A 24,579-nucleotide genomic window follows, 5' to 3' on the forward strand; every position below is an offset into this window, starting at 1 on the left:
CATGCTGCGATAGGAAATGTGTCGTGAAGTCTTCGCGCTGGGATACCATAAAAGGGCAAATGAAGCCAATATGCACGTTCTAGTTGAAATACGTACGATGTGTACGCTCACAAATTTGAACGTGCGCGTTGGTTCCATCCGATTGGAAGGAAAGTTGATCCATGACCGAATTCAAGGAGACCGAACTGGACGAGCGCGCCATCAAGATGGCCAAGGTTCTTTCGGCTGATGCGGTCGAGAACGCCGGAAGCGGCCACCCCGGTTCCCCCGTCTCGCTGGCGCCTATCGCCTACACCCTCTATCAGCACTTCATCAAGCATGATCCGAACGATCCCAAGTGGGAGGGTCGCGATCGCTTCATCCTTTCCGGCGGCCACGCCTCCCTCACCCAGTACGTGCAGCTGTACCTCTCCGGCTACGGTCTGACGCTGGACGATCTCAAGCACTTCCGCGGCGGCGCCGACACCCGCACCCCGGGCCACCCTGAGTACGGTCTGACCCCGGGCATCGAAATGACCACCGGTCCGCTGGGCCAGGGCTTCGCCTCCGCCATCGGCTTCGCGTACGGCGAACGCTTCCAGCGCGGCCTGCTCGATCCGCAGACCCCGAAGGAAGACTCCCCCTTCTACCACAAGATCTGGGCCATCTGCGGTGAAGGCGACATCGAGGAAGGCATCTCCGGTGAGGCCGCCGCTCTTGCCGCCAACCAGAAGCTCGGCAACCTGACCGTGATCTTCGACGCCAACCGCATCCAGATCGAAGGCGACACCAACCTCGTGCTCGCCGAGGATGTGCTCAAGCGCTTCCAGTCCTACGGCTGGTACACCGACGAATTCAGCTTCATCCAGCCCGACGGCTCCTACAAGGAGGACGTCGAGGGCCTGGCCGACGTCATCGCCAAGGCCGAGGCCGCCGCCCCCGACCAGCCGAAGCTCATCAAGGTTCACTCCCTGATCGCATGGCCGACCCCGGGCAAGACCAACGACCCGTCCTCCCACGGTTCCAAGCTGGGCGCCGAGGCCGTCGCCGGCCTCAAGAAGCTGCTCGGCTACGACCCGGAGCAGAGCTTCCAGGTGGACGAGGACGCACTCGCCCACGCCCGCAAGGTCGCCGAGCGTGGTCTGGCCGCGCATGCCGCCTGGGACGAGAAGTTCGAGGCCTGGCGCAAGGCCAACCCGGACAAGGCCGCCCTGTACGACCGTCTGAAGGCCGGCGAGCTGCCGGAAGGCTTCGACAAGGCCATCGACGATCTCGAAGCCACGTTCGAGGTCGGCAAGGGCGTCGCCACCCGTGGCGCCTCCGGCTCCGTCCTCAACGCCATCGCCGCCGTCATGCCCGAGCTGTGGGGCGGCTCCGCCGATCTCGGCGGCTCCAACAAGACCGACCTCAAGGGTGCCGCCACCTTCGCTCCCGAGGAATGCGCCACCAAGCAGTGGCCGGTCTGCAACGAGTTCGGCCGCCAGCTGCACTTCGGCGTGCGCGAGTTCGCCATGGGCTGCATCACCAACGGCATCCTGCTGGGCTCCTACACCCGTCCGTTCGGCGGCACCTTCTTCATGTTCTCCGACTACGAGCGTTCCGCCGTCCGTCTGGCCGCACTGATGGAGATCCCGAACCTGTACGTGTGGACCCACGACTCCGTCGCCGTCGGCGAGGATGGCCCGACCCACCAGCCGATCGAGCACCTGGCCTCCTTCCGCGCCATGCCGCAGCTTGAGGTCGTTCGCCCGGCCGACGCCTTCGAGACCGCCGAGGCCTACCGCTACTTCTTCGAGAAGAAGAACACCCTGCCGACCGCCATGGTGCTGTCCCGCCAGGGCATCCCGGTGCTCGCCGAGACCGCGGCCAAGGCCAAGGACGGCGTGAAGAAGGGCGCCTACGTGCTCGTCGACACCGAGGGCACTCCGGACGTCATCCTCATGGGCACCGGCTCCGAGGTCCAGCTGGCCGTCAAGGCCGCCAAGACCCTGGCCGAGGAAGGCATCAAGGCCCGCGTGGTCTCCGTGCCGTCCCTCGAGTGGTTCGAGGAGCAGGACGCCGAGTACAAGGAGGCCGTGCTGCCGGCCGGCGTCAAGGCCCGCGTGTCCGTCGAGGCCGGCGTGGCGATGCCGTGGTACAAGTACCTCGGCTCCTACGGCAAGCCCGTCTCCATCGAGCAGTTCGGTCTGCAGGGCGACGGTGCTCAGAACCTCATCGACCTCGGCATCACCGCCGAGCACGTGGTCGAGGCCGCCAAGGCCTCCATCGCCGAGGTTCAGGCCGCCTGATTCCATAACCGAATCACCATATGAACGTGGTTTCCTTTTCCGAGGAACCGTCAGACGCAATCTGGCCGAGGGAAGCAATCTCAGCCCACTCCCCTCGGCCCGTCTCCGACGGACGGCTTCCTCGCTCAAAGGAAAAGGAAATCCGGGCGAGATTTCATCAAGGAGAAATGAAATGACTGAAGCAACCCAGCGCACGTCCGATTCCGGCGTTTCCATCTGGCTGGACGATCTGTCCCGCACCCGCATCGAGTCGGGCAACCTGCAGGAGCTCATCGCCGACAAGAACGTCGTCGGCGTGACCACCAACCCGTCCATCTTCCAGAAGGCCCTGAGCCAGGTCGGTCCGTACGACGCCCAGCTCAAGGAGCTCGGCAAGGTCGACGTTGAGACCGCCATCCGCGAGCTCACCACCACCGACGTGCGCAACGCCACCGACATCTTCCGCGAGATCGCCGAGAAGACCGACTTCGTCGACGGCCGCGTCTCCATCGAGGTGGATCCCCGCCTCGCCCACGAGACCGAAGCCACCGAGAAGCAGGCCGTGGAGCTGTGGGAGAAGGTCAACCGTCCGAACGCGATGATCAAGATTCCGGCCACCCTGGAAGGTCTGCCGGCCATCACCGCCACCCTGGCCAAGGGCATCTCCGTGAACGTCACCCTGATCTTCTCGCTCGAGCGCTACGAGCAGGTCATCGACGCCTTCATCGAGGGCATCGCCCAGGCCGACGCCAACGGCCACGACCTCAAGCACATCGGCTCCGTCGCCTCCTTCTTCGTCTCCCGTGTGGACACCGCCGTGGACAAGAAGCTCGAGGAGATCGGCACCGATGAGGCCAAGGCCCTCGAAGGCAAGGCCGCCATCGCCAACGCCCGTCTCGCCTACGAGCTGTTCGAGAAGAAGTTCGCCGAGGATCCGCGCTGGGCCGCTCTCGAAGCCAAGGGTGCCAAGAAGCAGCGTCCGCTGTGGGCCTCCACCGGCACCAAGAACCCGGCCTACTCCGATTGCGTGTACGTCGACGAGCTCGTCGCCCCGCACATCGTGAACACCATGCCGGAGAAGACCCTGAACGCCCTTGCCGACCACGGCAACGGTGCCCCGACCATCCCGGGCACCTACGAGGAGAGCCACGCCGTCATGGCCAAGCTTGCCGATCTGGGCATCGACTTCAAGGCCGTCACCGACAAGCTCGAGGCCGACGGTGTCGCCGCCTTCATCAAGTCCTGGGATTCCGTCCTCGCCGACGTGCAGGCCGGTATCGACCGCGTCAACGGCTGAGATTCCAGAAAGGTCATGTGATCGGTTCTCCGGCATCATATGATTGATGAATATAAGGGCTCTGGTTCCTGCACAAGGAATCAGAGCCCTTATCATTATTCTATTTGTTCCATATATATCGGCATCATATTAAATACTTAAAGAGACGTCAGCCATACGCGCATGCGACGTAGTCCCTCGGTGGTATCCTCGGCCGTGCCCACGTACGATATTCGTACGAATCCCCTGCCGCGTGAGCCGAATCCCGACGCCGGAGTGACCACGACCTTGCCCTCATGCAGCAACCGTACGGCGAACTCATGATCGTCCATGCCCGTGGCGGAGACATCCACCAGCACATAGAACGCGCCGTCCGGAACGTTGCAACTCACCAACGGCATGTCGGCGATGGCGGACACGACCATGTCGCGGTTCTTCCGATACGCCTCTTTCATGGTGTCCAAAATATCCGAGCCATCGTCCAGTGCGGCGACAGCTCCGGTCTGCAATGCGCCGGGCACACAGGATACGACGTTCTCCTGCATGATGGTCATCTGGTCGATGATTGGTTTCGGGCCGAACGCGCAGCCGATGCGCCATCCGGTCATGGCGAACGTCTTCGAGAACGAATCCACCACAATGGTCCGTTCCTTCATCCCTGGCATGGAGGCGATGGACAGGCACCGGACATCATCGTCGTATACGAAGGCCCGGTACACTTCATCGCTGATCACCCACAGATCATGGTTCACCGCCACTTCGGCGATGGCGGCGAGTTCGTCGGGATTGATGATTGCGCCGGTGGGATTCGACGGTGAGTTCAGCAACAGTGCTCTGGTCCGTGGGGTAATCGCCGATTCGACATCCGCGGCGCGCATACGGAATCCGTTATCGGCGAACAACGGTACGGGCACGACGTTTGCGTGCGTCATACGAACCTGACCGAAATAGTTGGCGTAGCCAGGATCCGGGATGAGGATGTCGTCTCCGATATCCAGCGTGGCGATCAGCGCCAGATAGATTGCCTCCATGCCGCCCGTTGTGATGATGATCTCGCCATCGGCATCGTAGTCAAGGCCGTCATGGTCAAGTCGATACCTGCACCATGCCTCGCGCAAGTTCCTCGCGCCACGATTCGGCGTGTAGTGGGTGTCGCCTTGCGAGGCCGCTGCATATGCCGCATCGATAATCGGCCGTGGCGTGTCGAACCCCGGCTCCCCTATCGCGAATGAAATGGCGGTCGACTCCGTCGCCGCCATTTCGAACATCTCACGAACGCTGGGATACAACGCCTCTTGGGCACGCTGGGATATTTCAGGCATGACACTCCCCCGATATCGACGGTGAATTCAGCCCATTCTATCCACGTCATTGTTTCCGAAGTCCGGCAAGGATCATCCATCGCGGGACAGAGCCGTCGCTTCGTCTCCAGGAATGTCATCGCCTTGGGCCGCCACGAGCCCCCAGGCGACGCAGGAACCAGTTTGGCTTGTCGAGGGGCGTGAGCATCTCGGGCATGCGTCATTGAAATTTCCAATGTCAATGACGCATGCCTCGGTGAACGTCCGGTCTTGTCGTGAATGCCTACTGTCGATAGTAGCTGAGGAATTCGGTGAGCTTGACGGTGGCGTCCTTGAGGACCTCGATGCGCGGCAGGTAGACGATGCGGAAGTGATCCGGCTCATGCCAGTTGAACCCTCCGCCGCGTGTGATGAGAATACGTTCGTCGTGCAGCAGGTCGAGCGCGAACTGCTCGTCGTCGCTGATATTGAACTTCTTCACGTCGAGTTTCGGGAAGATGTAGAACGCGGCCTTCGGCTTGACCGCGGTCACGCCGGGAATGGAGTTCAACGCATTGTAGATGTAGTCGCGCTGCTCGTAGATGCGGCCTCCCGGAACGATGTAGTCATTGACGCTCTGATGGCCGCCGAGCGCGGTCTGCACGATGGACTGTGCCGGCACGTTCGAGCAGATGCGCATGTTCGTAAGCATGTTGATGCCTTCGATGTAGTCCTTGGCCACGTTCTTGTTGCCGCTCAGCACCATCCAGCCCACGCGGTATCCGGCGATCATATGGGACTTCGACAGACCGGAGAATGTTACGCAGAACAGGTCAGGAGCAAGCGACGCAATGGAGATGTGCTGTAGACCATCCATGACCAGGCGGTCATAGATCTCGTCGGAGAAGATCATGAGCTGGTGCTCGCGCGCAAGGTCGACGATCTGCTGGAGCACCTCCTTCGGGTAGAGTGCGCCCGTGGGGTTGTTCGGATTGATGACCACGATCGCCTTGGTCTTGTCGGTGATCTTGGAACGCATGTCGTCGATGTCCGGATACCATTCGGATTGCTCGTCGCATAGGTAGTGGACGGCGGTGCCGCCGGCCAGGTTCACACAGGCGGTCCACAGAGGGTAGTCGGGGCTGGGGATGAGCACCTCGTCGCCGTTGTCGAGCAGGGCGGACATCGACAGGTTGATGAGCTCGCTGACGCCGTTGCCGGTGTAGATGTCCTCGATGGAGACGTTGGGCAGATTCTTCAGCTGCGCATACTGCATGATGGCCTTGCGCGCGGAGAACAGTCCCTTGGAGGCGGAGTAGCCTTCGCATTCGGGCAGCTGATGCGCCATGTCGTAGATGACTTCATCAGGCGTGCGGAAGCCGAATGGTGCCGGATTGCCGATGTTCAATTTGAGCACGTGCGTGCCGGTGGCCTCCATGCGGGCGGCCTCGTCGACCACCGGTCCACGGACGTCATAGAGCACATTGTCGAGTTTGGTGGACTTATTGAAGCGGCGCATGGGATGCCCTTTCGGAGAGGATGCGGATTCGGAAACGGAAGCATGAAGGTTCAATGTGGAGCCGTCGGCGGTGCGCCGAGGGGATTCCGGCTTCGGCTCGGCGGATTCGCGTTCCATGGGTACGTCCTCGCCGGAGAGCCAGTCCTCGCGTACGTTCAATGTATCGGCGAGGAAGCGCATGATGTCGGGCCGTGGAGTGGTCTTTCCACTGGCATACTGGCTGATGTGGCTCTTCCCGAGACGGATTCCGCTGCCGTTGGCCGCCCGCACGAAATCCACCTGCTTCATATGCCGCAGCGACATTGCGGAGTTCAATCGGGAAGCGAAGCTTGCCTCACTCATGGCTCTCCTTGGTTCAAAATCGAGTTCAAGACTGTAACCGAAGTACACAATAACACGAGATGCTGCAAGTTCAAAACGGCAGTTCAAAAACAGGTGCTTTACATGGTTTCAAGAAGTTCAATATTGAACTTGAACTAAATCGAGGTACTCTCTCCGCATTTGAACTTCCATGAAGACTACGTAGTATTCCAAGCAGGTTTTCGCAAGACGCGAAAACCTGCGAAAGTGTATTTTACATAACGAGATTGAACTTCTGCTGGAGCCATTGGGCCACGCCGTCTTCATTGTTTGCTCGGCAGATTTCATCCGCTATGGTCAGGACCTTCGGATTGGCGTTGGCCACGGCAACACCTGTCCCCGACTGTTTCAGCATGTCGATATCGATGAGGTCGTCACCGAAGGAGGCCGTTGCGGTCAGCGGAATGTCCAATCGTTCGCAGAGTAGATTCAGTGCATGCTCCTTGTTGGCCTGAGGGTTCATCAGCATCCACATCACGCCTTCACTGATGCTCACCGAAAAATCCGGCGGAATCAGCGAACGGAGCTCATGCCACTGTTCCGGCTTCGGCAGAATGATGATCTTGTCGGCGATACCCTCGGGAACATCGGTGAAATCCGTGTATCGGAACGTCTGGGTCTTCCAAAGCTCCCGCACATCGAAGTTCGTATATCGAATGTCGTTCATGACGATGCCGATGCGGATGCCGGGGAATCGTTCCAGGATGAACCGGCAGACCTCGCATGCTCGTCTTGCGGAGAACCCGACTTTGATGAGATGCCCGTCTTCGGGAATCACTCCGCTGGTCAGTAGCGACGGACTTGAGTTCTCGGGATCGAAATCCAGTAGCGCCCCGTTCAGATATACGCATGCGTCGACTGGAAGTCGTTCGACGAAATATGTTGCGGTGCTGACCGGCCGTGCAGTGGCGATGGCGAACTTCACTCCCCTATCATGCAGGCGCGTTATGGTTTCGATGGTGTTCTGGGTGATGAACCTGCCCTCGAACGTATCGGCGTCATGCAGCAGCGTGCCGTCAAGATCGGCGACTATCATCCGGACGTTATCGGCCATGATGGTTCCTTATGCGATTGGTGGATTGAAAAAGAAAAACCCGCGGATGAATGAATCCGCGGGATGGATGTAATCCGATGATTATGAATCAGGCGAGACCGTACTTGGCCATCAGACCCAAGGCGATGATGATGGCGACCCAGATCAGGGCGACGATGACGGTAAGACGGTTCAGGTTCTTCTCCGCGACGCCGGAGGTGCCGGCATTGGCGGTGAGGCCGCCGCCGAACATATCAGAAAGGCCGCCGCCCTTGCCCTTGTGCATAAGAATGAGCAACGTCAGCAAAATGCTTGCGATGACGACGATGATTTCAAGAACAATCTTGAGAATGGCCACGATTACCTCCGGGAAATATTACTGTGACTAACCATACCGTACAGTCGGGATAATAGTTGGATATTCGCTGCATTCGCACATGCGATGCATCATGCATGTCAGCGACGGGCCGCAGCGGCTTTGGACGTCAGTCGCGCAATGGTCGCGAACTCCTCTGCGTCAAGTGAAGCGCCTCCGACGAGGAAACCGTCGATATCCTTGCCCTCCATCATGAGCTGCGTGGCGTTTGAGGAATTGACCGATCCGCCATATAGGATGCGGACACGCTCCGCCACCGAAGCACCATATACATCGGTGAGATGGGAGCGTATTGCCGCAGCCGCCTGCTGAGCGGATTGCGGCGTGGCCACCATGCCGGTGCCGATGGCCCAGACCGGTTCGTAGGCGATGAGCATCTGCTCCGCCTCTTTATCGGAAAGATCGCGGATGACATCCTGCACCTGGCCGACGGCGAATTCCAGTTCGATGCCCTGACGGCGCTCCTCGAAACTCTCGCCGACGCACAGGATGGGCTTCATTCCCGCCGCCAGTACGGCACGGACCTGATCGACGATGTTTGCGTCATCCTCGGGATGGTATTTACGGCGTTCCGAATGACCGACGAGCACATAGGTGCAACCGAGCTTGGCAAGCATGTCCGCGGACACGTCGCCGGTGAACGCGCCCTGATTCGTGACCGAAACCGCCTGGGCTCCATAGGTCAGCTTCAGGCGATCAGCCTCGATAAGCACCTGCACGCTTCGTATCGAAGTGAACGGAGGCATGAGCGTCACTTCGCAGTGACGGAATCCGAAATGGGCGTCTCGCAGTGTCCAAGCCAGTTTCTGCACGAAATACGTGGCTTCGAGATGATCGAAGTTCATCTTCCAATTGCCGGCTACCACGGGAATGCGAGTCATGAAGGTCCTTTGGTAAAGATTCGACTCCCATCGCGTCGGCGCAAATCCGGCAATGGGAGTCGAATAACAGGAAAATACTAGTCGAGAACGCTCAGACCGGGCAGGGTCTTGCCCTCGAGGAACTCAAGGGAAGCACCGCCACCGGTGGAGATGTGCGAGAAGCCATCCTCCGGGAAACCGAGGTTGCGCACGGCGGCAGCGGAGTCACCGCCACCGACGATGGTGAACGCACCGGCATGCGTGGCATCGACCAGAGCCTCGGCCACGGCCTTGGTGCCCTCGGCGAAGGTCGGAACCTCGAACACACCCATCGGGCCGTTCCACACGACGGTCTTGGAATCGACGATCTTGTCGTGGAACAGCTTGCGGGTCTCCGGACCGATGTCCAGGGCCTCTTCGTCGGCGGGGATGGAGTCAGCGGCGACGACCTTCGGGTCGATGACCGCGTCGTCGCCGGCCGGGAAGCCGGGGTTGACGACCACGTCGACGGGGAGCAGCAGCTCGACGCCGTTCTTCTTGGCGGTCTCCATGTAGCCCTTGACGGTTTCGATGTTGCTCTCGTCGAGCAGGGAGTTGCCGACCTCATGGCCGAGGGCCTTGAGGAAGGTGTAGGCCATGCCGCCGCCGATGATGAGGCGGTCGACCTTGCCGAGCAGGTTGGAGATGACACCGAGCTTGTCGGCGACCTTGGCGCCGCCGAGCACTGCGGTCAGCGGACGTTCCGGGTTCTCGGTGGCCTTGGAAAGCGCGGTGACTTCCTTCTCCACCAGCAGACCGGCGGCTGCCGGCAGATCGGCGGCCACGTCGTAGTTGGAGCCCTGGGCGCGGTGGACCACACCGAAGCCGTCGGAGACGAAGACGTCGCCAAGGGCGGCGATCTTCTTGGCGTACGGGGCGCGAACCTCCGGATCCTTGCTGGTCTCTTCGGGGTTGAAGCGGACGTTCTCCAGCAGCACCACATCACCGTCGTTCATGGCGGCGACCTTGGCCTGGGCGTCCTCACCGTAGGTGTCCTTGGCCAGCGGCACGTCGACTCCCAGCAGTTCGCCCAGACGCTTGGCGACCGGGGCGAGGCTCAGCTCGGGAACGACCTTGCCCTTCGGACGACCGAGGTGGGCCATCAGAATGACCTTGGCACCCTGTTCGCGCAGAGCCTTGATCGTGGGCAGGGCGGCCTTGATACGGCCATCATCGGTGATGGTGGTGCCGTCCAGCGGGACGTTGAAGTCCGCGCGGACCAGCACACGCTTACCCTGCAGATTTCCGAGATCCTTAAGAGTTTTCATTGATATCCTTTCCTGCTGCGGCGCACGACCGCATTCCTGCTTCACCTGCGCCACTTGGAATATTACCTTGCCGAAGGGATAAACCGAAACATTCCGGCCCGGCTTTTCACGGTGTCGCGAAAAGCCGGGCCGCGAAAAACTTCGGTCACTGGTTCTGCTCGGCCTCGGCCCGCTGCTTCTCCACCTTGGTGGCGAGCTGCAGCAGGCGCCGGATGCGGCCTGCGATGGCATCCTTGGTGACGGGTGGGTCGGCGAGGCGTCCGAGTTCCTCGAGGCTGGCGTCGCGATGGTCAAGACGCAGCTGACCGGCGGCACGCAGATTCTCCGGGATGTCATCCCCCAGAATCTTGAACGCCTTCTGCACCTTCTCGCTCGCCTCCACGGCGGCCTTGGCGCTGCGACGCATATTGGCATCGTCGAAGTTCGCCAGGCGATTGGCCTTGCCGCGGTATTCGCCGTCGTTGCGCTTGCCGCTCCATTCGCGGGCGGTGCGGGTGGCTCCCATCAGGGTGAGCATACGTTCGATGACGTCGGGGTCGCGCAGCGTCACGCGTTCGGAGCTGCGCACCTGACGGGCCTTGGCGGTGATCCCCAGGCGCCGTGCGGCGCCGACCAGCGCCAGGGCGGCCTCGGAACCGGGGCATACGATTTCCAGATAACTCGCCTTGCCTGGATCGGAGAGCTCGCCGTGGGCGAGGAACGCACCACGCCATGCGGCCTTGACCTGGGCGATGTTGCCCGAGACGATTTCGGCGGGAAGGCCGCGGACCGGACGCTTGCGACGGTCCAGCAGACCGGACTGCAGGGCCAGTGCGCCGCCGGCTTTGAGCACGCGCACCGAATAGCGTTCCACGGTGCCGGTCGGCGTCTTGCGTGCGACCTTGATGAGATCGGCCTCGTGACCGTAGACCTCCTGGATGGTGCGCTGGAGCCATTGAGCTGCCGCCAGTGAATCAAACTGGCTTTCCACCACGATATGACGTTGGATAAGGTGCAGGCCGCCGCCGAATCGAATCATCGCGGCCGCCTGGGCCTTCTTGGCGGCAGGCAGTTCGTCGTCGATCGCGGCCAGTTCGCTTTTGACTTCATCTACCAGAGCCAAGAGCCAACCTCCTTTAAGTTGTACAGCTTCAATGTTGGTTCGCATTCCTTTCCCAGGAGGGAAAAACGTTTGTGTACCGGCTATCTGTGTTACCTAACTCGGTGGACAAAGATAGGGGGTAATTTCAGCTGGAGCGGGAACATTTCAGGATGTGAGACTGCCGTGATTACACGGTTGCGATGCTCCTTTTCCAACGCTCATTGGTGCCGTTTTTTCAGCTCTCGGGCGGAAACGGTGACATTGAGCTGATGTGAGCGCAAACGTGCGGCAAGGGCGTTGCTCATGGCCACCGAGCGGTGCTGGCCGCCGGTGCATCCGATGGCGATGGTGACGAAATGCTTGTCCTCGCGAGAGTACCCGCGTATCGCCGTGAGAATCGCTGCGGTGTAGGAGTCGAGGAACTCCTTGGCTCCCTCGCTCGACAGCACGTAGTCGCTCACCGGCTTGTCGTTGCCGTTGAGCTCGCGCAGCTGCGGAACCCAGAACGGGTTGGGGAGGAATCGCACGTCGGCGACGAAATCGGCGTCGAGCGGGACGCCGTATTTGAATCCGAAGCTGAATATGTGCACGGCGACGGTCGTCGGCCCGGTGCCGAGCAACGCATCGTACAGCTTGGTGGACAGTTCATGGATGCTCAGCGATGAGGTGTCGATGACCACGTCCGCGCGTTCCTTGAGGTTCGCCAGAAGCGTGCGCTCCTCCTCGATGCCGTCGATGAGCCGTCGTCCGTGCTGCAGCGGGTGGGGCCGCCGGACGGACTCGTAGCGTTGGATGAGCACGTCGTCCGCCGCGTCAAGAAACAGGATGCGGTACTTGACGCCCAGATCGTCGAGATGGCTGAAGACCTGGGCGAGATCGTCGAAATACGCGCGGGAACGCACGTCGATGACGGCGGCGAGCTTATGCACCTTCGAGCCGGACGAGGTCATCATATCGACAAGCGGCACCAGCAGGTTCGGGGGAAGGTTGTCGACCACATACCATCCCATGTCCTCGATGCTGTCCGCAGCACGCGAACGGCCCGCACCGGACATGCCGGTGATCAGCAGCACCTCGAATTCATCTGCCGGCTGGGGCTTCTCCTCTTCATTGCCGATGCCGGCGAGCGATGTTCCGGTCATCACAGCACCTCCTCCAGAGCCGCCCTGATGGTGGAATCCAGATGGGGCGGCAGCTTATCGAAATCCGTGCCCGTCATGTAGGCGATCTGCGGTATGGCCTGATAGAGCAGCATCTCCTCACCGCCCACTGCGGCGGCTCCCAGCTGGCGCCAGACGCGAATCAGTTCGGACGGTCGTGGACTGTACACCACGTCGAGCAGGACCCCGGGAAGAGAGCCCTTCCGCAGTCGTTCGAGCTTCACGGCGGTGGAGTCGGCCGCGCGGGACGGCAGAGTGCTGATGACGATGCCGATGTTCGGCACGGCTTCGGGAATCTGCCCCATGGCAATGACATCCACACTCATTCCGAAGCTCTGGGCAAGCGGCGCCAGGGCATGGGCCTTCTCGGGGTGCCGGGCGGCGATGGTCACATGCTGGATCTGCATGGTGGAAAGAGCGGCTATCGCCGACGTGGCCGTGGATCCGCTGCCGATGATCAGACCGTTGGAACGGACCTCATCGGGCACGGATACGTGATGTCGCTTCATCGCGTTGGTCAGCGCGAGGTTGATTCCGGCGACGTCGGTGTTGTACAGACGGATGCGCGGGTTGGAGGCGCCCGCCGACCAGTCGAACACGGCCGTGTTGGCCACATCGAGCTTTTCCGCCCAGCGGTTGGCCGGCTCGCCCATGGGCATGATGGTCTTCTTCAACGGCATGGTGAGACTCAGACCGTGCCAGCTCGAATCAAGTTCGCCGACGAAATCGGCGAGCGACCGTTCGTCGATTTCGTGACTGTCGTAGAACCAGTCGTCCAGCCCCATGGCCTTGTATGCCGTGTTGTGAATCAACGGGGAAAGGGAATGGGAGATGGGCTTGCCCAATACGGCGGCGCGATGTCTGATCTCTGTCACTGGTGTGCTCCTTGCTTCTCTGCTCTCATGCTAGCTCATGGACGTACCATCGCATATCGGGGTTCCATCTTCGCGCTTATAGGCCGCCCGCGCGTTCATCATGCAGCGAGTCGTATATCGTCTGGGCCTTCTTCCGCCCGATGCCGGGAACCTCCATCAGCTCCTCGATTCCGGCTTCGCGCATGGCCTTGACCGATCCGAAGCGGGCGAGCAGCCTTTTCTGATAGGACAGCCCTATGCCGGGAATCGCGTCGAGGGCCGACCTCAGACCGCCTTTGCTACGTGTCTCGCGATGATAGGTGATGGCAAAACGGTGGGATTCGTCACGCACCCGCTGCAGCAGATACATGCCCTCGGACTGCCGCTTGAGAATGACGGGATAGTCGTCATCCGGCACCCAGACCTCCTCAAGCCGCTTCGCCAGCCCGCACAGAGCGACGTCGTCCACTCCGCAGTCGGCCATCGCTCGGGCGGCGGCTGCGACCTGCGGCTGGCCGCCGTCGACGACGATGAGATTCGGCTTGTAGGCGAAATGCCGATGATTCGTGTTCTGCTGCACGATCTGCGAGGCATCCGTCATGCCGGCACCGGATTCCGCCGCGGCCTCGCCGGCCTTGCCGATGCGGCGTTCATTGTCGATGCTCTCCCCGGTGTCCCCCGCGATGTTGCCATGACGGAACCTGCGGGTCAGGGTCTCATACAGCGCCGTCGTGTCGTCCACCGCGCCCTTGCCGTCCTTTCCGCGGATGGCGAAACGTCGGTATTCGGATTTCTTGGCGATGCCGTCCTCGAACACCACCATCGACGCCACCTGGTAGATGCCGCCCACGGTATTGGAGATGTCGTAGCATTCGATGCGCAGCGGGGCCTGCTTGAGACCAAGCGCGCGGGCCACGTCGTTCATGGCCTCGGTACGCATGCCGACATCCTTGATTCGGCTCATCTTGCTGCGTTGCAGCGACTGCCTGGCATTGGCCATGGCACGGTCCATGAGGTCCTTCTTCTCACCGCGCGAAACCATGCGAATGGTGACCGCGGACCCACGCACGCCCTTCAACCATTGCTCGAGTTCGGTTCGGCGCGCCGGCTCGACGGGGACGATGATCTCCCTCGGCACCGGTGCGATGGGTGCCAGCAGATCGTCTCGGCCCGTCTGCTCCTGCCGGGCGTTACGTGACCTGGTCGCCTGGGCACGGGCCGTGACGTCTGTGGCCGTCACGCTCTGGGTCGAACCGATGGCGTTGCGACGCTCCGAAACCGTCACCGCAGACTCCATGTGCCCGGAGTCGATCGACGATGATGCGGCGTCCCGTTCCCCCATCACGTCCGAATACACCTGGGTGATGAGATCGGCCATCAGCTCGTCGTCGCTCACATCCTCCACACGTTCGACGCTCCAGCTCTTCTCGCCGCGGATGGTTCCCGCCCGTACGAAGAACGCATGCACGCTCGCCTCCAGCTCGTCGGAATCGAAACCGAACACGTCGGCGTCCACGTCGGTGCCGAAGACCACGGCGTTCTGCTGCAGCACCGTGCCGAGCATGGCGATCTGGTCTCGGATGCGGGCCGCCTTCTCGAATTCGAGTTCGTCGCTCGCCGCTTTCATGTCGGAGGTGAGTTGCGCGATATATGATTTGCCGAGCCGTCCGGTCATCACCCCGACGAGCTGCTCGCACATCGTGCGATGCTCATCGGCGGAGATGCGCCCGATGCACGGCGCCGAGCATTTGCCTATCGATGCGAGCAGGCAGGGGCGTCCGGTCAGCTGCGCCTTACGGAAGGCACTGGCGGTGCAGGTGCGCACGGGGAAGCTCTTCAACAGCCTGTCGAGCGACTGCCGCACGTCCCATACCTTCGCATATGGGCCGAAGTACCGGGTCCCGCGGTGCTTGCGGCTGCGGGTGATCCAGACGCGTGGATACTCCTCGCCGATGGACAGGGCGAGATAGGGGTAGGTCTTGTCATCACGAAACACCACGTTGAATCGTGGATCGAACTCCTTGATCCAGGTGTATTCCAGTGTCAGCGCCTCCAACTCGGTGCCGACCACCGTCCACTCGAGGCTGCGGGCGGTGAGCACCATCGTCTGGGTGCGCGGATGCAGCTGATACAGCGGCTGGAAGTAGTTCGTAAGCCGGTTGCGCAGGTTCTTGGCCTTGCCTACGTAGATCACGCGTCCTTCGCCATCGCGCCACTTGTACACGCCTGGTTCGGCGGGGATGTCACCGGTCTTCGGACGGAACAGGTCGCGCGAGTCGCCGAGCAGGGGCGCCCCGTTGATGTTCGTCCGTCGTTTCCCGTCGGCCGGGTTCACCTCATCGACGGCTCGATTCCAGTGCGACTGCTCGCGGCGGATGTCGTCGGCGGCCTTCTGCCATACGTCGGACGAGTGCCGTTCCAGCATTCCCGAAGCCATGCGCCCTCCTATTTCAACATGGGCTTGAGGAATCGTCCGGTCCAGGATTCCTCGCATTCGGCGACCTGTTCCGGGGTGCCCTCGGCCACGATGGTGCCACCGCCGTCACCGCCCTCGGGACCGAGGTCGATGATCCAATCGGCCGACTTGACCACGTCGAGGTTGTGTTCGATCACGATGACCGTGTTGCCCTTGTCGACAAGACTCTGCAGCACGCCGAGCAGCTTGCGCACATCCTCGAAATGCAGACCGGTGGTGGGCTCGTCGAGGATGTACACGGTCTTGCCGTCGGAGCGCTTCTGCAGTTCGGTGGCAAGCTTCACACGCTGGGATTCGCCGCCGGAAAGCGTGGGCGCGGGCTGTCCGAGCCGAATGTAACCAAGTCCCACGTCCACGAGCGTGTTGAGATAACGGGCGATGGACGGATACGCATTGAAGAAGTCGGCGGCCTCCTCGATGGGCATGTTGAGCACGTCGGCCACGGTCTTGCCGTTGTACTTCACTTCAAGCGTCTCGCGGTTGTAGCGCTGGCCGTGGCAGACTTCGCAATCCACATACACGTCGGGCAGGAAGTTCATTTCGATTTTCAGCGTGCCGTCACCGTGGCAGGCCTCGCAGCGACCGCCCTTCACGTTGAACGAGAAACGTCCCGGACCATAGCCGCGCACCTGGGCCTCCGGGGTCTTGGCGAACAGCTGTCGAATCTTGTCCCACACGCCGGTATAGGTGGCGGGGTTGGATCGCGGGGTGCGTCCGATGGGGTTCTGGTCCACATGGATGACCTTGCGCAGCTGGTCGACGCCTTCCACGCGGGTATGCTTGCCCGGCACGATGCGGGCGCCGTTGAGCCTGTCGGCGAGCACCGGATAGAGGATGGTGTTCACCAGCGTGGACTTGCCGGAGCCGGAGACTCCGGTCACACAGGTGAACACGCCGAGCGGGAAATTCACCCTGAGGTTCTTGAGATTGTTCTCGCGGGCCCCCACCACGGTGAGCGCCTTCGTCCTGCGCACCTTGCGGCGGCGAGCGGGCACCTCGATGGCACGTCTGCCGGCGATGTAATCACCGGTGATGGACCGCTTCGCGTCGACGAGATGGTTCGCGGGGCCGGAGTATACGACCTCGCCACCATGCTCGCCAGCACCGGGACCGATGTCGACGAGCCAGTCGGCCTCCTCAATGGTCTCCTGATCGTGTTCGACAACGATCAGCGTATTGCCGAGATCGCGAAGATGATGCAGCGTCTCGATAAGACGCTCGTTGTCACGTTGGTGCAGGCCGATGGACGGCTCGTCGAGCACGTACATGACGCCTACCAGCCCCGAACCAATCTGCGTGGCCAGACGAATGCGCTGGGCCTCGCCGCCGGAGAGGGTGGCCGCCGCGCGGGAGAGCGTCAGGTAGTCGAGACCGACGTCGTTGAGGAATCCCAGGCGCGCGCGAATCTCCTTGAGCACCTCGCCGGCGATCATGGCGGCCGAACCGGTGAGGCGCAGACCGTTCACCCATGCCAGCGCCTTGCGCACGGGCATGTCGCACACGTTGAAGATGGATTTGCCGCCCACTGTCACGGCCAGCACTTCGGGCTTGAGTCGCTTGCCGCCGCATTCCTGGCAGGGGACTTCGCGCATATACGATTCGTAGTACTGCTTCATCGAATCCGAGTCGGTTTCGTCATGGCGGCGCATGAGCGTGCGCACCACGCCCTCGAAACCGGTGGAGTATTCGCGCAGGCGTCCCCAGCGGTTTCGGTACGAGACCCGCACCTTGAAGTCATGGCCGTACATGATGGACTGGCGCACATCCTCGGGCAGGTCCTTCCACGGGGTGTCCATGGAGAAGCCCATCTCGTCGGCGAGGCCTTCGAGCACGTGCCCGTAGTACTGCGACGTCGTCTTCGTGTTCGACCACGGCTCGATGACGCCTTCGGCGAGCGACTTCTCCGGATTGGAGATGACCAGCTCGGGATCGATTTCCAGTTTGAATCCCAGGCCGGTGCATACCGGGCATGCGCCATACGGTGCGTTGAACGAGAACGTGCGGGGTTCGATCTCGTCAAGCTCCAGCTGATGGCCGTTCGGGCAGCTGCGCCTCTCCGAGAACGGCTGACGGCGTGCGGGATCCTTTTCGTCCATATCCACGAAATCGGCGACCACTACGCCGTTGGCGAGTTTCAACGCGGTTTCGACGGAATCGGTGAGACGCTGCCGGATGCCGTCCTTGATGACGAGACGGTCCACGACCACCTCGATGGTGTGCTTCTTCTGCTTGACGAGTTTGATGTCGTCGGAAAGCTGTGCCATCTTGCCGTCGATGAGTGCACGGGCGTAGCCGTCGGACCGCAATAGTTCCAGCATCTCCACGAATTCGCCCTTGCGGCCGCGCACCACGGGTGCAAGAATCTGGAATCGCGTCCGTTCCGGCCGGGCCATCAGCGTATCCACGATCTGCTGCGGCGTCTGCGCCGTGACCAGTTCGCCGCATTCGGGGCAATGGGGCACGCCCGTTCTGGCGAACAGCAGTCGAAGGTAGTCGTACACCTCGGTGATGGTGCCGACCGTCGATCGCGGGTTGCGGTTCGTGGTCTTCTGGTCGATGGAGACGGCGGGACTCAGACCTTCGATGAAGTCGACGTCGGGCTTGTCCATCTGGCCGAGGAACTGCCGTGCGTAGGCGGACAGTGACTCCACATACCGACGCTGCCCCTCGGCGAACAGAGTGTCGAACGCCATCGACGACTTTCCCGATCCGGAAAGTCCGGTGAACACGACCATCCTATTGCGGGGGAAGGCGAGATCGACGTTCTTGAGATTATGCTCGCGTGCGCCCTGCACCACGATCTTGCGATCGTTGGGAACGGCGGACAGGTCGGCGACCAATGTGCCGTCCTGTTCCCTGCCGTCGTGAAGCCACACGACGGAGCCGTCGTCGGTAACGCTGCTGGTTTCGCCTGCCATCGTCTCCCCTGTCTGCATCGTCCGCTCACCGCGTTTTTTACCGCATTCCAGAATACCCCATCGCAGCGGCATTTTCGAACAGCTGTTCGATAAGGGTGAAAGCGTTTCTATTCCGACTTCATGCCGAATGGAAGACGAGTAGATTAACTCTCCAAAAACACCCTTGACAGGATGTTTTTCTTCAAACTATCCTTACAAACCAGAAACGCAGAGTCGCGTTTCTGTAAGGAGAAGGGGCCATGTCAACAACAGTGGCTGAAAACAAGAAGATTCCTTCTTACACCGAGGAAGAGGAATCCCGCATCATCAGGAACAAGCAGGGTGTCCCCGTAGGTGTGGAGCCCGATTACAAATGGACGCCGAAGAAGGTCATCATATGGGTGATCATCACGGCTCTCGGCGTGCTTGCATGGACGATGATTGCCATCGTCCGAGGCGAGCAGGTCGACACCATTTGGTTCGTCATTGCGGCCGTGTGCACGTATGCGATCGCCTACCGCTTCTACGCGCTGTATATCCAGCAGAAGATCATGAAGCCCGATGACCGCAACGCCACACCCGCCGAGCGCATCAACAACGGCAAGGACTTCGATCCCACCAACCGCGTGGTGCTCTACGGCCACCACTTCGCCGCCATCGCCGGCGCCGGCCCGCTGGTCGGACCGATCCTGGCAGCGCAGATGGGTTATCTGCCCGGCACCATCTGGATCATCGTGGGCGTGTGCCTCGCCGGCGCCGTACAGGATATGCTCGTCCTGTTCTTCTCGATGCGTCGTGGAGGCCGCTCCCTCGGCCAGATGGCCAAGGACGAGATCGGCAAGATCGGCGGTTCCGTCGCCACCATCATCGTGTTCGTCATGCTGATGATCGTGCTCGCCGTGCTCGCCATGATCTGCGTGAACGCGCTGGCCGCATCCCCGTGGGGCGTGTTCTCCGTGGGCTGCACCATCCCGATCGCCATCTGCATGGGCCTGTGGCTGCGTTACGTACAGCCCGGCAAGATCACCGAGGTCTCCATCGTCGGCTTCGCCGTGCTGATCTTCGTCATCATCGCCGGCCGCTGGGTTTCCGAGTCCTCCTTCGGCCAGCAGTACCTGCACCTGTCCCCCACCGCATTGGTGTGGTGCATGGTCATCTACGGCTTCTTCGCCGCAATCCTGCCGGTCTGGCTGCTACTGACCCCTCGTGACTACCTTTCCACCTTCATGAAGGTCGGCACCATCTGCATCCTCGCCCTCGGCATCATCATCGTGCGCCCGATCGTCGAGATGCCCGCCGTCACCGCTTTCGCCACCAATACGGACGGCCCGGTGTTCGCCGGCGCCATCTTCCCGTTCCTGTTCATCACCATCGCCTGCGGCGCCCTCTCCGGCATGCACGCCATGGTCTCCTCCGGCACCACGCCGAAGATGATCCAGAAGGAAAGCCAGGCCCGCATGATCGGCTACGCCGGCATGCTCATGGAGTCCTTCGTGGCCGTCATGGCCATCGTGGCCGCCATCTCCCTCAACCAGGGCATCTACTTCGGCATGAACACGTCCGAGGCCACCAGTGAGAAGCTCGCCGGCACGGCGGTCGTGCAGGTCGCCAAGGACAAGGAGGACATCATGGCCGCGGCCGTGAAGAACCTCGGCGTCACCGACGTGCACGGCAACAAGATTCACGCCGAGTGGGATTCCTGGGATGCCAACGGCAACGACAAGGTCTACACCGACGCCGATGCATACCGTCAGCTCGCCAAGGACGTGGGCGAACCCTCCGTCGTCTCCCGTACCGGCGGTGCGCCTACGCTGGCGGTAGGCATGGCGCACATTCTGCACCAGATAGGCGGCGGACGAGCGATGATGGGCTTCTGGTACCACTTCGCCATCATGTTCGAGGCCCTGTTCATCCTCTCCGCCGTTGATGCGGTGACGCGAGTCGCGCGATTCCAGCTGTCCGATGCATTGGGCAACATCTGGCCCAAGTTCAAGGACCCGTCATGGCGCATCGGCGCATGGCTGTGCACCGGCGTCGTAGTCGCGGCATGGGGCTCTCTGCTGCTCATGGGCGTCACCGATCCTCGAGGCGGCATCCAGACGCTATATCCGCTATTCGGTATAGCCAACCAGCTGATAGCCGCCGTGGCACTGCTCGTGGTCACCGTGATGGTGGTGCGCAAGGGCTTCGTCAAGTACGTGTGGATTCCTCTGATTCCGCTCGTGTTCGACACGGCCGTGACCTTCGTGGCATCGTGGCAGAAGATCTTCTCCACCGACCCCGCCGTCGGCTACTGGCAGCAGTGGCGTGACGCGAACGCGAAGCTCGCCACGCTGACCGACCCGGCCGAGATCGAGGTCGAGAAGGCCATCGTACGCAACACGTTCATCCAGGGCACGCTGTCGGCTGTGTTCCTCGTCACCGTGGCGTTCGTCATGGTGTGCGGCATCGTCCGCATCGTGCAGACCATCCGCACCAAGGACACCGCCACCAGCGAGGATCCGTTCGTCGAATCCAACTTCTTCGCCCCGGTGACGATGATTCCGTCCAAGCTCGACCGCAAGCTCGTCAAGGAGTACGCGATCGTCGGTGACCCGGAGCTCATCCCCGGTCTCAGCCGCGAACAGCGTGACGAGCTGGAGGGCAAGGTCAAGCAGCCGGCGTGATGAACGCCCGCCGTTAGGCCGATGACATGCATTATGGCCACCGAACCGGATTCCCTCCGTTCGGTGGCCATAATGGATTTCAGGGACGTTTTCATGACGTTGTGATGACGGACCGGAGGGAACGGTCCAAGGAGATGCAGAAATGAACGTGAATATGACGACCATCCGCGACACTTGGCATGAGTTCCGTGCGTTCTGGCGCGACCTGACCGGAGAGAATGCCTACGAGCGCTATGTGGAGCGTCATCGCCGCAACCATCCCGACCATGAGCCGATGAGCGAGCGCGAGTTCTGGCGTGCCCGCGACGACTTCAATGAGACGCATCAGTCGACCGGCTGCTGCTAGGAGATTAGGTTCTTACGGTCCGGATCATTTCACGATGAAGGTCCGCTCGTTGGCGAGAGCTGGTATTTCGGTGATGGTGATGTGTTCCACGTTGCTCCATCGTGGGCCTTTGTGGAGTTGCCTGGTGAATTGTCTGAGGTTGTCGGCTTGGCCTTGCGCTTCGATTTCGACGGATCCGTTGTGTCTGTTGTGTGCCCAGCCGGTGATGCCGTATCGTCGGGCTTGGGTTGTGGCGAAGTAGCGGAATCCTACTCCTTGGACGAGTCCGGTGATGGTGACGTGTATGCGGGTTGTGGTGTCGTCGTGGGTCATGGTGTGGTGTGGTTGTGGTGGTTGGTTCAGTATCCGTGGGCGTGCAGGTAGTCGTCGTCGAATCCGAAGTAGTGGCCGATTTCGTGCATGACGGTTTTTCGTATCTGTGTGACGAGTTCCTCATGGGTGGCGCAGATGCGTTCGTGGGGGCCTTTGAATATGGTGATGATGTCCGGCATCACTCCCCCGTAGCTGTTTGTTCGCTGTGGCAGCGGTATGCCTTCGTAGAGTCCCAGGAGTTCGCCGCAGGGGTCTTCCATGGCGGCGAGTTCGCGTTCGTTGGGTTCGTCGTCCATGGCGATGCCGATGTTGGCGAGCGCCCGGTGGAATCGTTCGGGTAGGAGGCCGAGTGCTTCTTCTATTGCGGTTTCGAAGTCCTGGTCGCTGATGTGCATCGGCGTGCCTCTTCCGTTGTCGTTGATGATTGTTTGGCTTCTACTGTTCTATGCCCCATCGACCGACGGAATGTCCATGCCTGTGCGGTTTACTACGCTTGGGCCTGACGGGGTTTATCGTTTTTCGGCCTGTGTTGGAAGAAGTGGCTGATTGTAGTTTTTGAGGCTGTTGATGGATAACGAACTGTTTGAGAGGGCGCCGATTCCGAAGGCGTATTTCAGTCTGGCGATGCCGGTGGTGATGAGCATGCTCGTCACGTTGGTCTACAACATGGTGGATACGTATTTCATAGCGCATACGGGTGATGCGAATATGGTTGCGGGCGTCTCGTTGTCGGCGCCGGTGTTCATGGTGATGATTGCGATCGGCGATATTTTCGGTCTTGGTGGCAGTTCGGTGATTTCCCGTCTGTTCGGCCAGCATCGTTATGCGGATGGCAGGCGGTTGAGCGTGTTCAGTTTTTATGGGTCGTTGCTTATCGGCGCCGTGATTCTTGTCTGCGGTCTGGTGTTTCGTGGTCCGATTCTGTCGATGCTGGGCGCGAATGAGGCGACGTGGGTTCATGCGTCGGCGTATTACACGTGGATCATCATCGGTTCGCCGTTGATCATCGTGTCGATGACGCCGGTGAATCAGCTGCGCACCGAGGGCCATGCGGTGCCGTCGATGATTGGCCAGATTGCGGGTACGGTGCTGAACATCATCCTCAACCCGCTGTTCATTCACGTGCTCGGGTGGGGTGCCGCGGGTTCGGCGATTGCCACCGTATTGGCGAACGTGTGCACCGACGCGTATCTTGTCTGGTTCCTCATCTTCCGGAGCACCAATCTGTCGGTGGATCCGCGGCTTATGCTCATGCGTTTCTCCGGTGCGCCACGTAGGGCTTCCACGAAGACCTATGGCAGGGAGTTCGTCGAACGTCCCGTGCCGGTGCGCCGTCGTCGTCTGAACATCACCGGTTTGGAGATCAAGGACATCCTCGTGATCGGCATTCCCGCCGCCATCACGAATCTTACGCAGAGTTTCGGCATCGTCATGGTGAACCTGTATCTGCTGCGATATGGCAATGATCCGGTGGCGGCGATGGGTATCGCGTTGAAGGTGGTGCTGATTGCCGTGTCCGTGTTCGTGGGCTTCGCGTTCGGCGCGCAGGCGCTTATCGGCTACAACTACGGCGCCCGTAACATGAAGCGTCTGGCGGGGATTCTGCGGTTCTCCTATGTTTTCCTCAGCTGTTTCGCCATCGTCATGACGATTGTGTTGAGTGTGTTCGACCGTGAGCTTATGGGATTCTTCATCAACGACCCGCATATCATCGACCTTGGTGCGGGAATGCTTCGCGTGCAGTTGTTGAGTCTTGTATGCGTGGGTGTCGTCATGGTGACCACGTGCACGTTCCAATCGACGGGCAAGGCCATGGGCGCGTTCATTCTGTCCATCAGCCGCCAGGGTGTGGTGTTGGTCATCGTGTTGGCGGTCGCTTCCCGTATCGTCGGCTATCAGGGCGTCATCGCCTCGCAGGCGATCGCCGACCTGATTACGGCGATTATGGCGGGAATCCTGTTCTATATCATGCTGCCCGAGCTGCGCGGAGGCTCGCGCAGGGACGGTGCGATCAAGGCCGGCACTGTCAAGGAGAATACGGAATCATGACGATCAGACTGTTGGTGATGGACGTCGACGGCACCCTGACCGACGGCGGCATCCTCATCGGCCCCGACGGCGAGATGATGAAGGCGTTCAACGCGAAGGACGGGTACGGCATCAAGCATCTTCTGCCGGCCGCCGGCATCGAACCGATGATCATCACCGGACGTGATTCCCGCATTCTCGCCTATCGTGCGCATGAGCTGAACATTTCGGCGCTGTATCAGGGCGTGCACGACAAGCTGCCGTTGCTGCGTCGTCTCATGGAGGAGCGTGGACTGGATGCCTCCGAGGTCGCCTACATCGGCGACGACCTCAACGATCTGGAGGCCATCCGGTTCGCCGGCGTCTCCGGCTGCCCTGCCGACTCATCGCGGGGCATCGTCGACGTCGTGGATTACGTGTGCCATCGCGACGGCGGCCGCGGCGCCGTACGCGAGTTCATCGAATATCTCCTCCGACTCAACGAAAGCCGATAAACGGACCA

19 protein-coding genes are annotated in these 24,579 nt (G+C 61.0%); 6 read left to right on the top strand and 13 right to left on the bottom strand.

Annotated features, from left to right (window positions below):
- The first annotated feature begins 161 nt into the window (after window positions 1-161).
- Window positions 162-2,267 (top strand): transketolase, encoded by a 2,106-nt coding sequence (tkt, locus tag CS006_RS06355; protein WP_100510985.1) that lies wholly within the window; start codon window positions 162-164, stop codon window positions 2,265-2,267.
- A 172-nt stretch (window positions 2,268-2,439) separates the two neighbouring features.
- Complete coding sequence (gene tal / locus CS006_RS06360) at window positions 2,440-3,543, top strand: transaldolase (RefSeq protein ID WP_100510986.1); 1,104 nt, start codon at window positions 2,440-2,442, stop codon at window positions 3,541-3,543.
- Between the two features lie 137 nt (window positions 3,544-3,680).
- On the opposite strand, the gene CS006_RS06365 is transcribed toward tal, so the two are convergent.
- The 11 genes from CS006_RS06365 to uvrA all read right to left on the bottom strand — a co-directional run bounded on the left by CS006_RS06365 (window position 3,681) and on the right by uvrA (window position 18,746).
- A complete protein-coding gene (locus CS006_RS06365) occupies window positions 3,681-4,844 on the bottom strand; it encodes a pyridoxal phosphate-dependent aminotransferase (protein ID WP_100510987.1) in 1,164 nt (387 codons plus the stop codon).
- A gap of 262 nt (window positions 4,845-5,106) precedes the next feature.
- Window positions 5,107-6,663: an aminotransferase class I/II-fold pyridoxal phosphate-dependent enzyme gene (locus CS006_RS06370; protein ID WP_100510988.1), complete on the bottom strand. Its 1,557-nt coding sequence runs from the start codon at window positions 6,661-6,663 to the stop codon at window positions 5,107-5,109.
- A gap of 232 nt (window positions 6,664-6,895) precedes the next feature.
- Window positions 6,896-7,735 (bottom strand): HAD family hydrolase, encoded by an 840-nt coding sequence (locus CS006_RS06375; protein WP_100510989.1) that lies wholly within the window; start codon window positions 7,733-7,735, stop codon window positions 6,896-6,898.
- Between the two features lie 88 nt (window positions 7,736-7,823).
- On the bottom strand, window positions 7,824-8,072 hold the full coding sequence (gene secG, locus CS006_RS06380) for a preprotein translocase subunit SecG (protein WP_100510990.1): 249 nt from the start codon (window positions 8,070-8,072) through the stop codon (window positions 7,824-7,826).
- Between the two features lie 98 nt (window positions 8,073-8,170).
- A complete protein-coding gene (gene tpiA / locus CS006_RS06385) occupies window positions 8,171-8,971 on the bottom strand; it encodes a triose-phosphate isomerase (protein ID WP_100510991.1) in 801 nt (266 codons plus the stop codon).
- Between the two features lie 77 nt (window positions 8,972-9,048).
- On the bottom strand, window positions 9,049-10,257 hold the full coding sequence (locus CS006_RS06390) for a phosphoglycerate kinase (protein WP_100510992.1): 1,209 nt from the start codon (window positions 10,255-10,257) through the stop codon (window positions 9,049-9,051).
- Window positions 10,258-10,402: 145 nt separating this feature from the next.
- On the bottom strand, window positions 10,403-11,359 hold the full coding sequence (whiA, locus tag CS006_RS06395; protein WP_100510993.1) for a DNA-binding protein WhiA: 957 nt from the start codon (window positions 11,357-11,359) through the stop codon (window positions 10,403-10,405).
- Window positions 11,360-11,556: 197 nt separating this feature from the next.
- Entirely contained in the window at window positions 11,557-12,480 is a 924-nt protein-coding gene (gene rapZ, locus CS006_RS06400) for an RNase adapter RapZ (protein WP_100510994.1), read from the bottom strand.
- Complete coding sequence (locus tag CS006_RS06405; RefSeq protein ID WP_100510995.1) at window positions 12,480-13,373, bottom strand: shikimate dehydrogenase family protein; 894 nt, start codon at window positions 13,371-13,373, stop codon at window positions 12,480-12,482. The genes rapZ and CS006_RS06405 overlap by 1 nt, the downstream gene beginning before the upstream one ends.
- Before the next feature lie 76 nt (window positions 13,374-13,449).
- A complete protein-coding gene (gene uvrC, locus CS006_RS06410) occupies window positions 13,450-15,789 on the bottom strand; it encodes an excinuclease ABC subunit UvrC (protein WP_207760014.1) in 2,340 nt (779 codons plus the stop codon).
- Between the two features lie 8 nt (window positions 15,790-15,797).
- Window positions 15,798-18,746: an excinuclease ABC subunit UvrA gene (gene uvrA, locus CS006_RS06415; protein ID WP_100510997.1), complete on the bottom strand. Its 2,949-nt coding sequence runs from the start codon at window positions 18,744-18,746 to the stop codon at window positions 15,798-15,800.
- A 239-nt stretch (window positions 18,747-18,985) separates the two neighbouring features.
- On the opposite strand from uvrA, the gene CS006_RS06420 reads away from it, so the two are divergent.
- Entirely contained in the window at window positions 18,986-21,391 is a 2,406-nt protein-coding gene (locus tag CS006_RS06420) for a carbon starvation CstA family protein (protein WP_100510998.1), read from the top strand.
- A gap of 142 nt (window positions 21,392-21,533) precedes the next feature.
- Entirely contained in the window at window positions 21,534-21,737 is a 204-nt protein-coding gene (locus CS006_RS06425) for a YbdD/YjiX family protein (protein ID WP_100510999.1), read from the top strand.
- A gap of 24 nt (window positions 21,738-21,761) precedes the next feature.
- On the opposite strand, the gene CS006_RS06430 is transcribed toward CS006_RS06425, so the two are convergent.
- Window positions 21,762-22,049, bottom strand: coding sequence for an acylphosphatase (locus tag CS006_RS06430; RefSeq protein ID WP_100511000.1), 288 nt, complete (start codon window positions 22,047-22,049; stop codon window positions 21,762-21,764).
- A gap of 26 nt (window positions 22,050-22,075) precedes the next feature.
- The gene (locus CS006_RS06435) at window positions 22,076-22,444 is read right to left on the bottom strand and encodes a metallopeptidase family protein (RefSeq protein ID WP_100511001.1); all 369 of its coding nucleotides are present in this window, start codon (window positions 22,442-22,444) and stop codon (window positions 22,076-22,078) included.
- A 172-nt stretch (window positions 22,445-22,616) separates the two neighbouring features.
- Here CS006_RS06435 and CS006_RS06440 point away from each other — a divergent pair, with 172 nt between their 5' ends.
- Window positions 22,617-24,098, top strand: a complete 1,482-nt coding sequence (locus CS006_RS06440; protein ID WP_100511002.1) for an MATE family efflux transporter — start codon at window positions 22,617-22,619, stop codon at window positions 24,096-24,098.
- Complete coding sequence (locus CS006_RS06445) at window positions 24,095-24,571, top strand: KdsC family phosphatase (protein WP_100511003.1); 477 nt, start codon at window positions 24,095-24,097, stop codon at window positions 24,569-24,571. Before CS006_RS06440 ends, CS006_RS06445 begins: the two co-directional genes overlap by 4 nt.
- Window positions 24,572-24,579: the final 8 nt, after the last annotated feature.

This window comes from Bifidobacterium primatium, assembly GCF_002802875.1.
Taxonomy (GTDB): Bacteria; Actinomycetota; Actinomycetes; order Actinomycetales; family Bifidobacteriaceae; genus Galliscardovia; species Galliscardovia primatium.

Bases quoted from the DNA above. Each gene is read 5' to 3' on its own strand.
- tkt (WP_100510985.1), top strand. From the start codon at position 162: ATGACCGAATTCAAGGAGACCGAACTGGACGAGCGCGCCATCAAGATG.
- tal (WP_100510986.1), top strand. From the start codon at position 2,440: ATGACTGAAGCAACCCAGCGCACGTCCGATTCCGGCGTTTCCATCTGG.
- CS006_RS06365 (WP_100510987.1), bottom strand. From the start codon at position 4,844: ATGCCTGAAATATCCCAGCGTGCCCAAGAGGCGTTGTATCCCAGCGTT.
- CS006_RS06370 (WP_100510988.1), bottom strand. From the start codon at position 6,663: ATGAGTGAGGCAAGCTTCGCTTCCCGATTGAACTCCGCAATGTCGCTG.
- CS006_RS06375 (WP_100510989.1), bottom strand. From the start codon at position 7,735: ATGGCCGATAACGTCCGGATGATAGTCGCCGATCTTGACGGCACGCTG.
- tpiA (WP_100510991.1), bottom strand. From the start codon at position 8,971: ATGACTCGCATTCCCGTGGTAGCCGGCAATTGGAAGATGAACTTCGAT.
- CS006_RS06390 (WP_100510992.1), bottom strand. From the start codon at position 10,257: ATGAAAACTCTTAAGGATCTCGGAAATCTGCAGGGTAAGCGTGTGCTG.
- rapZ (WP_100510994.1), bottom strand. From the start codon at position 12,480: ATGACCGGAACATCGCTCGCCGGCATCGGCAATGAAGAGGAGAAGCCC.
- uvrC (WP_207760014.1), bottom strand. From the start codon at position 15,789: ATGGCTTCGGGAATGCTGGAACGGCACTCGTCCGACGTATGGCAGAAG.
- uvrA (WP_100510997.1), bottom strand. From the start codon at position 18,746: ATGGCAGGCGAAACCAGCAGCGTTACCGACGACGGCTCCGTCGTGTGG.
- CS006_RS06420 (WP_100510998.1), top strand. From the start codon at position 18,986: ATGTCAACAACAGTGGCTGAAAACAAGAAGATTCCTTCTTACACCGAG.
- CS006_RS06425 (WP_100510999.1), top strand. From the start codon at position 21,534: ATGAACGTGAATATGACGACCATCCGCGACACTTGGCATGAGTTCCGT.
- CS006_RS06430 (WP_100511000.1), bottom strand. From the start codon at position 22,049: ATGACCCACGACGACACCACAACCCGCATACACGTCACCATCACCGGA.
- CS006_RS06435 (WP_100511001.1), bottom strand. From the start codon at position 22,444: ATGCACATCAGCGACCAGGACTTCGAAACCGCAATAGAAGAAGCACTC.
- CS006_RS06440 (WP_100511002.1), top strand. From the start codon at position 22,617: ATGGATAACGAACTGTTTGAGAGGGCGCCGATTCCGAAGGCGTATTTC.
- CS006_RS06445 (WP_100511003.1), top strand. From the start codon at position 24,095: ATGACGATCAGACTGTTGGTGATGGACGTCGACGGCACCCTGACCGAC.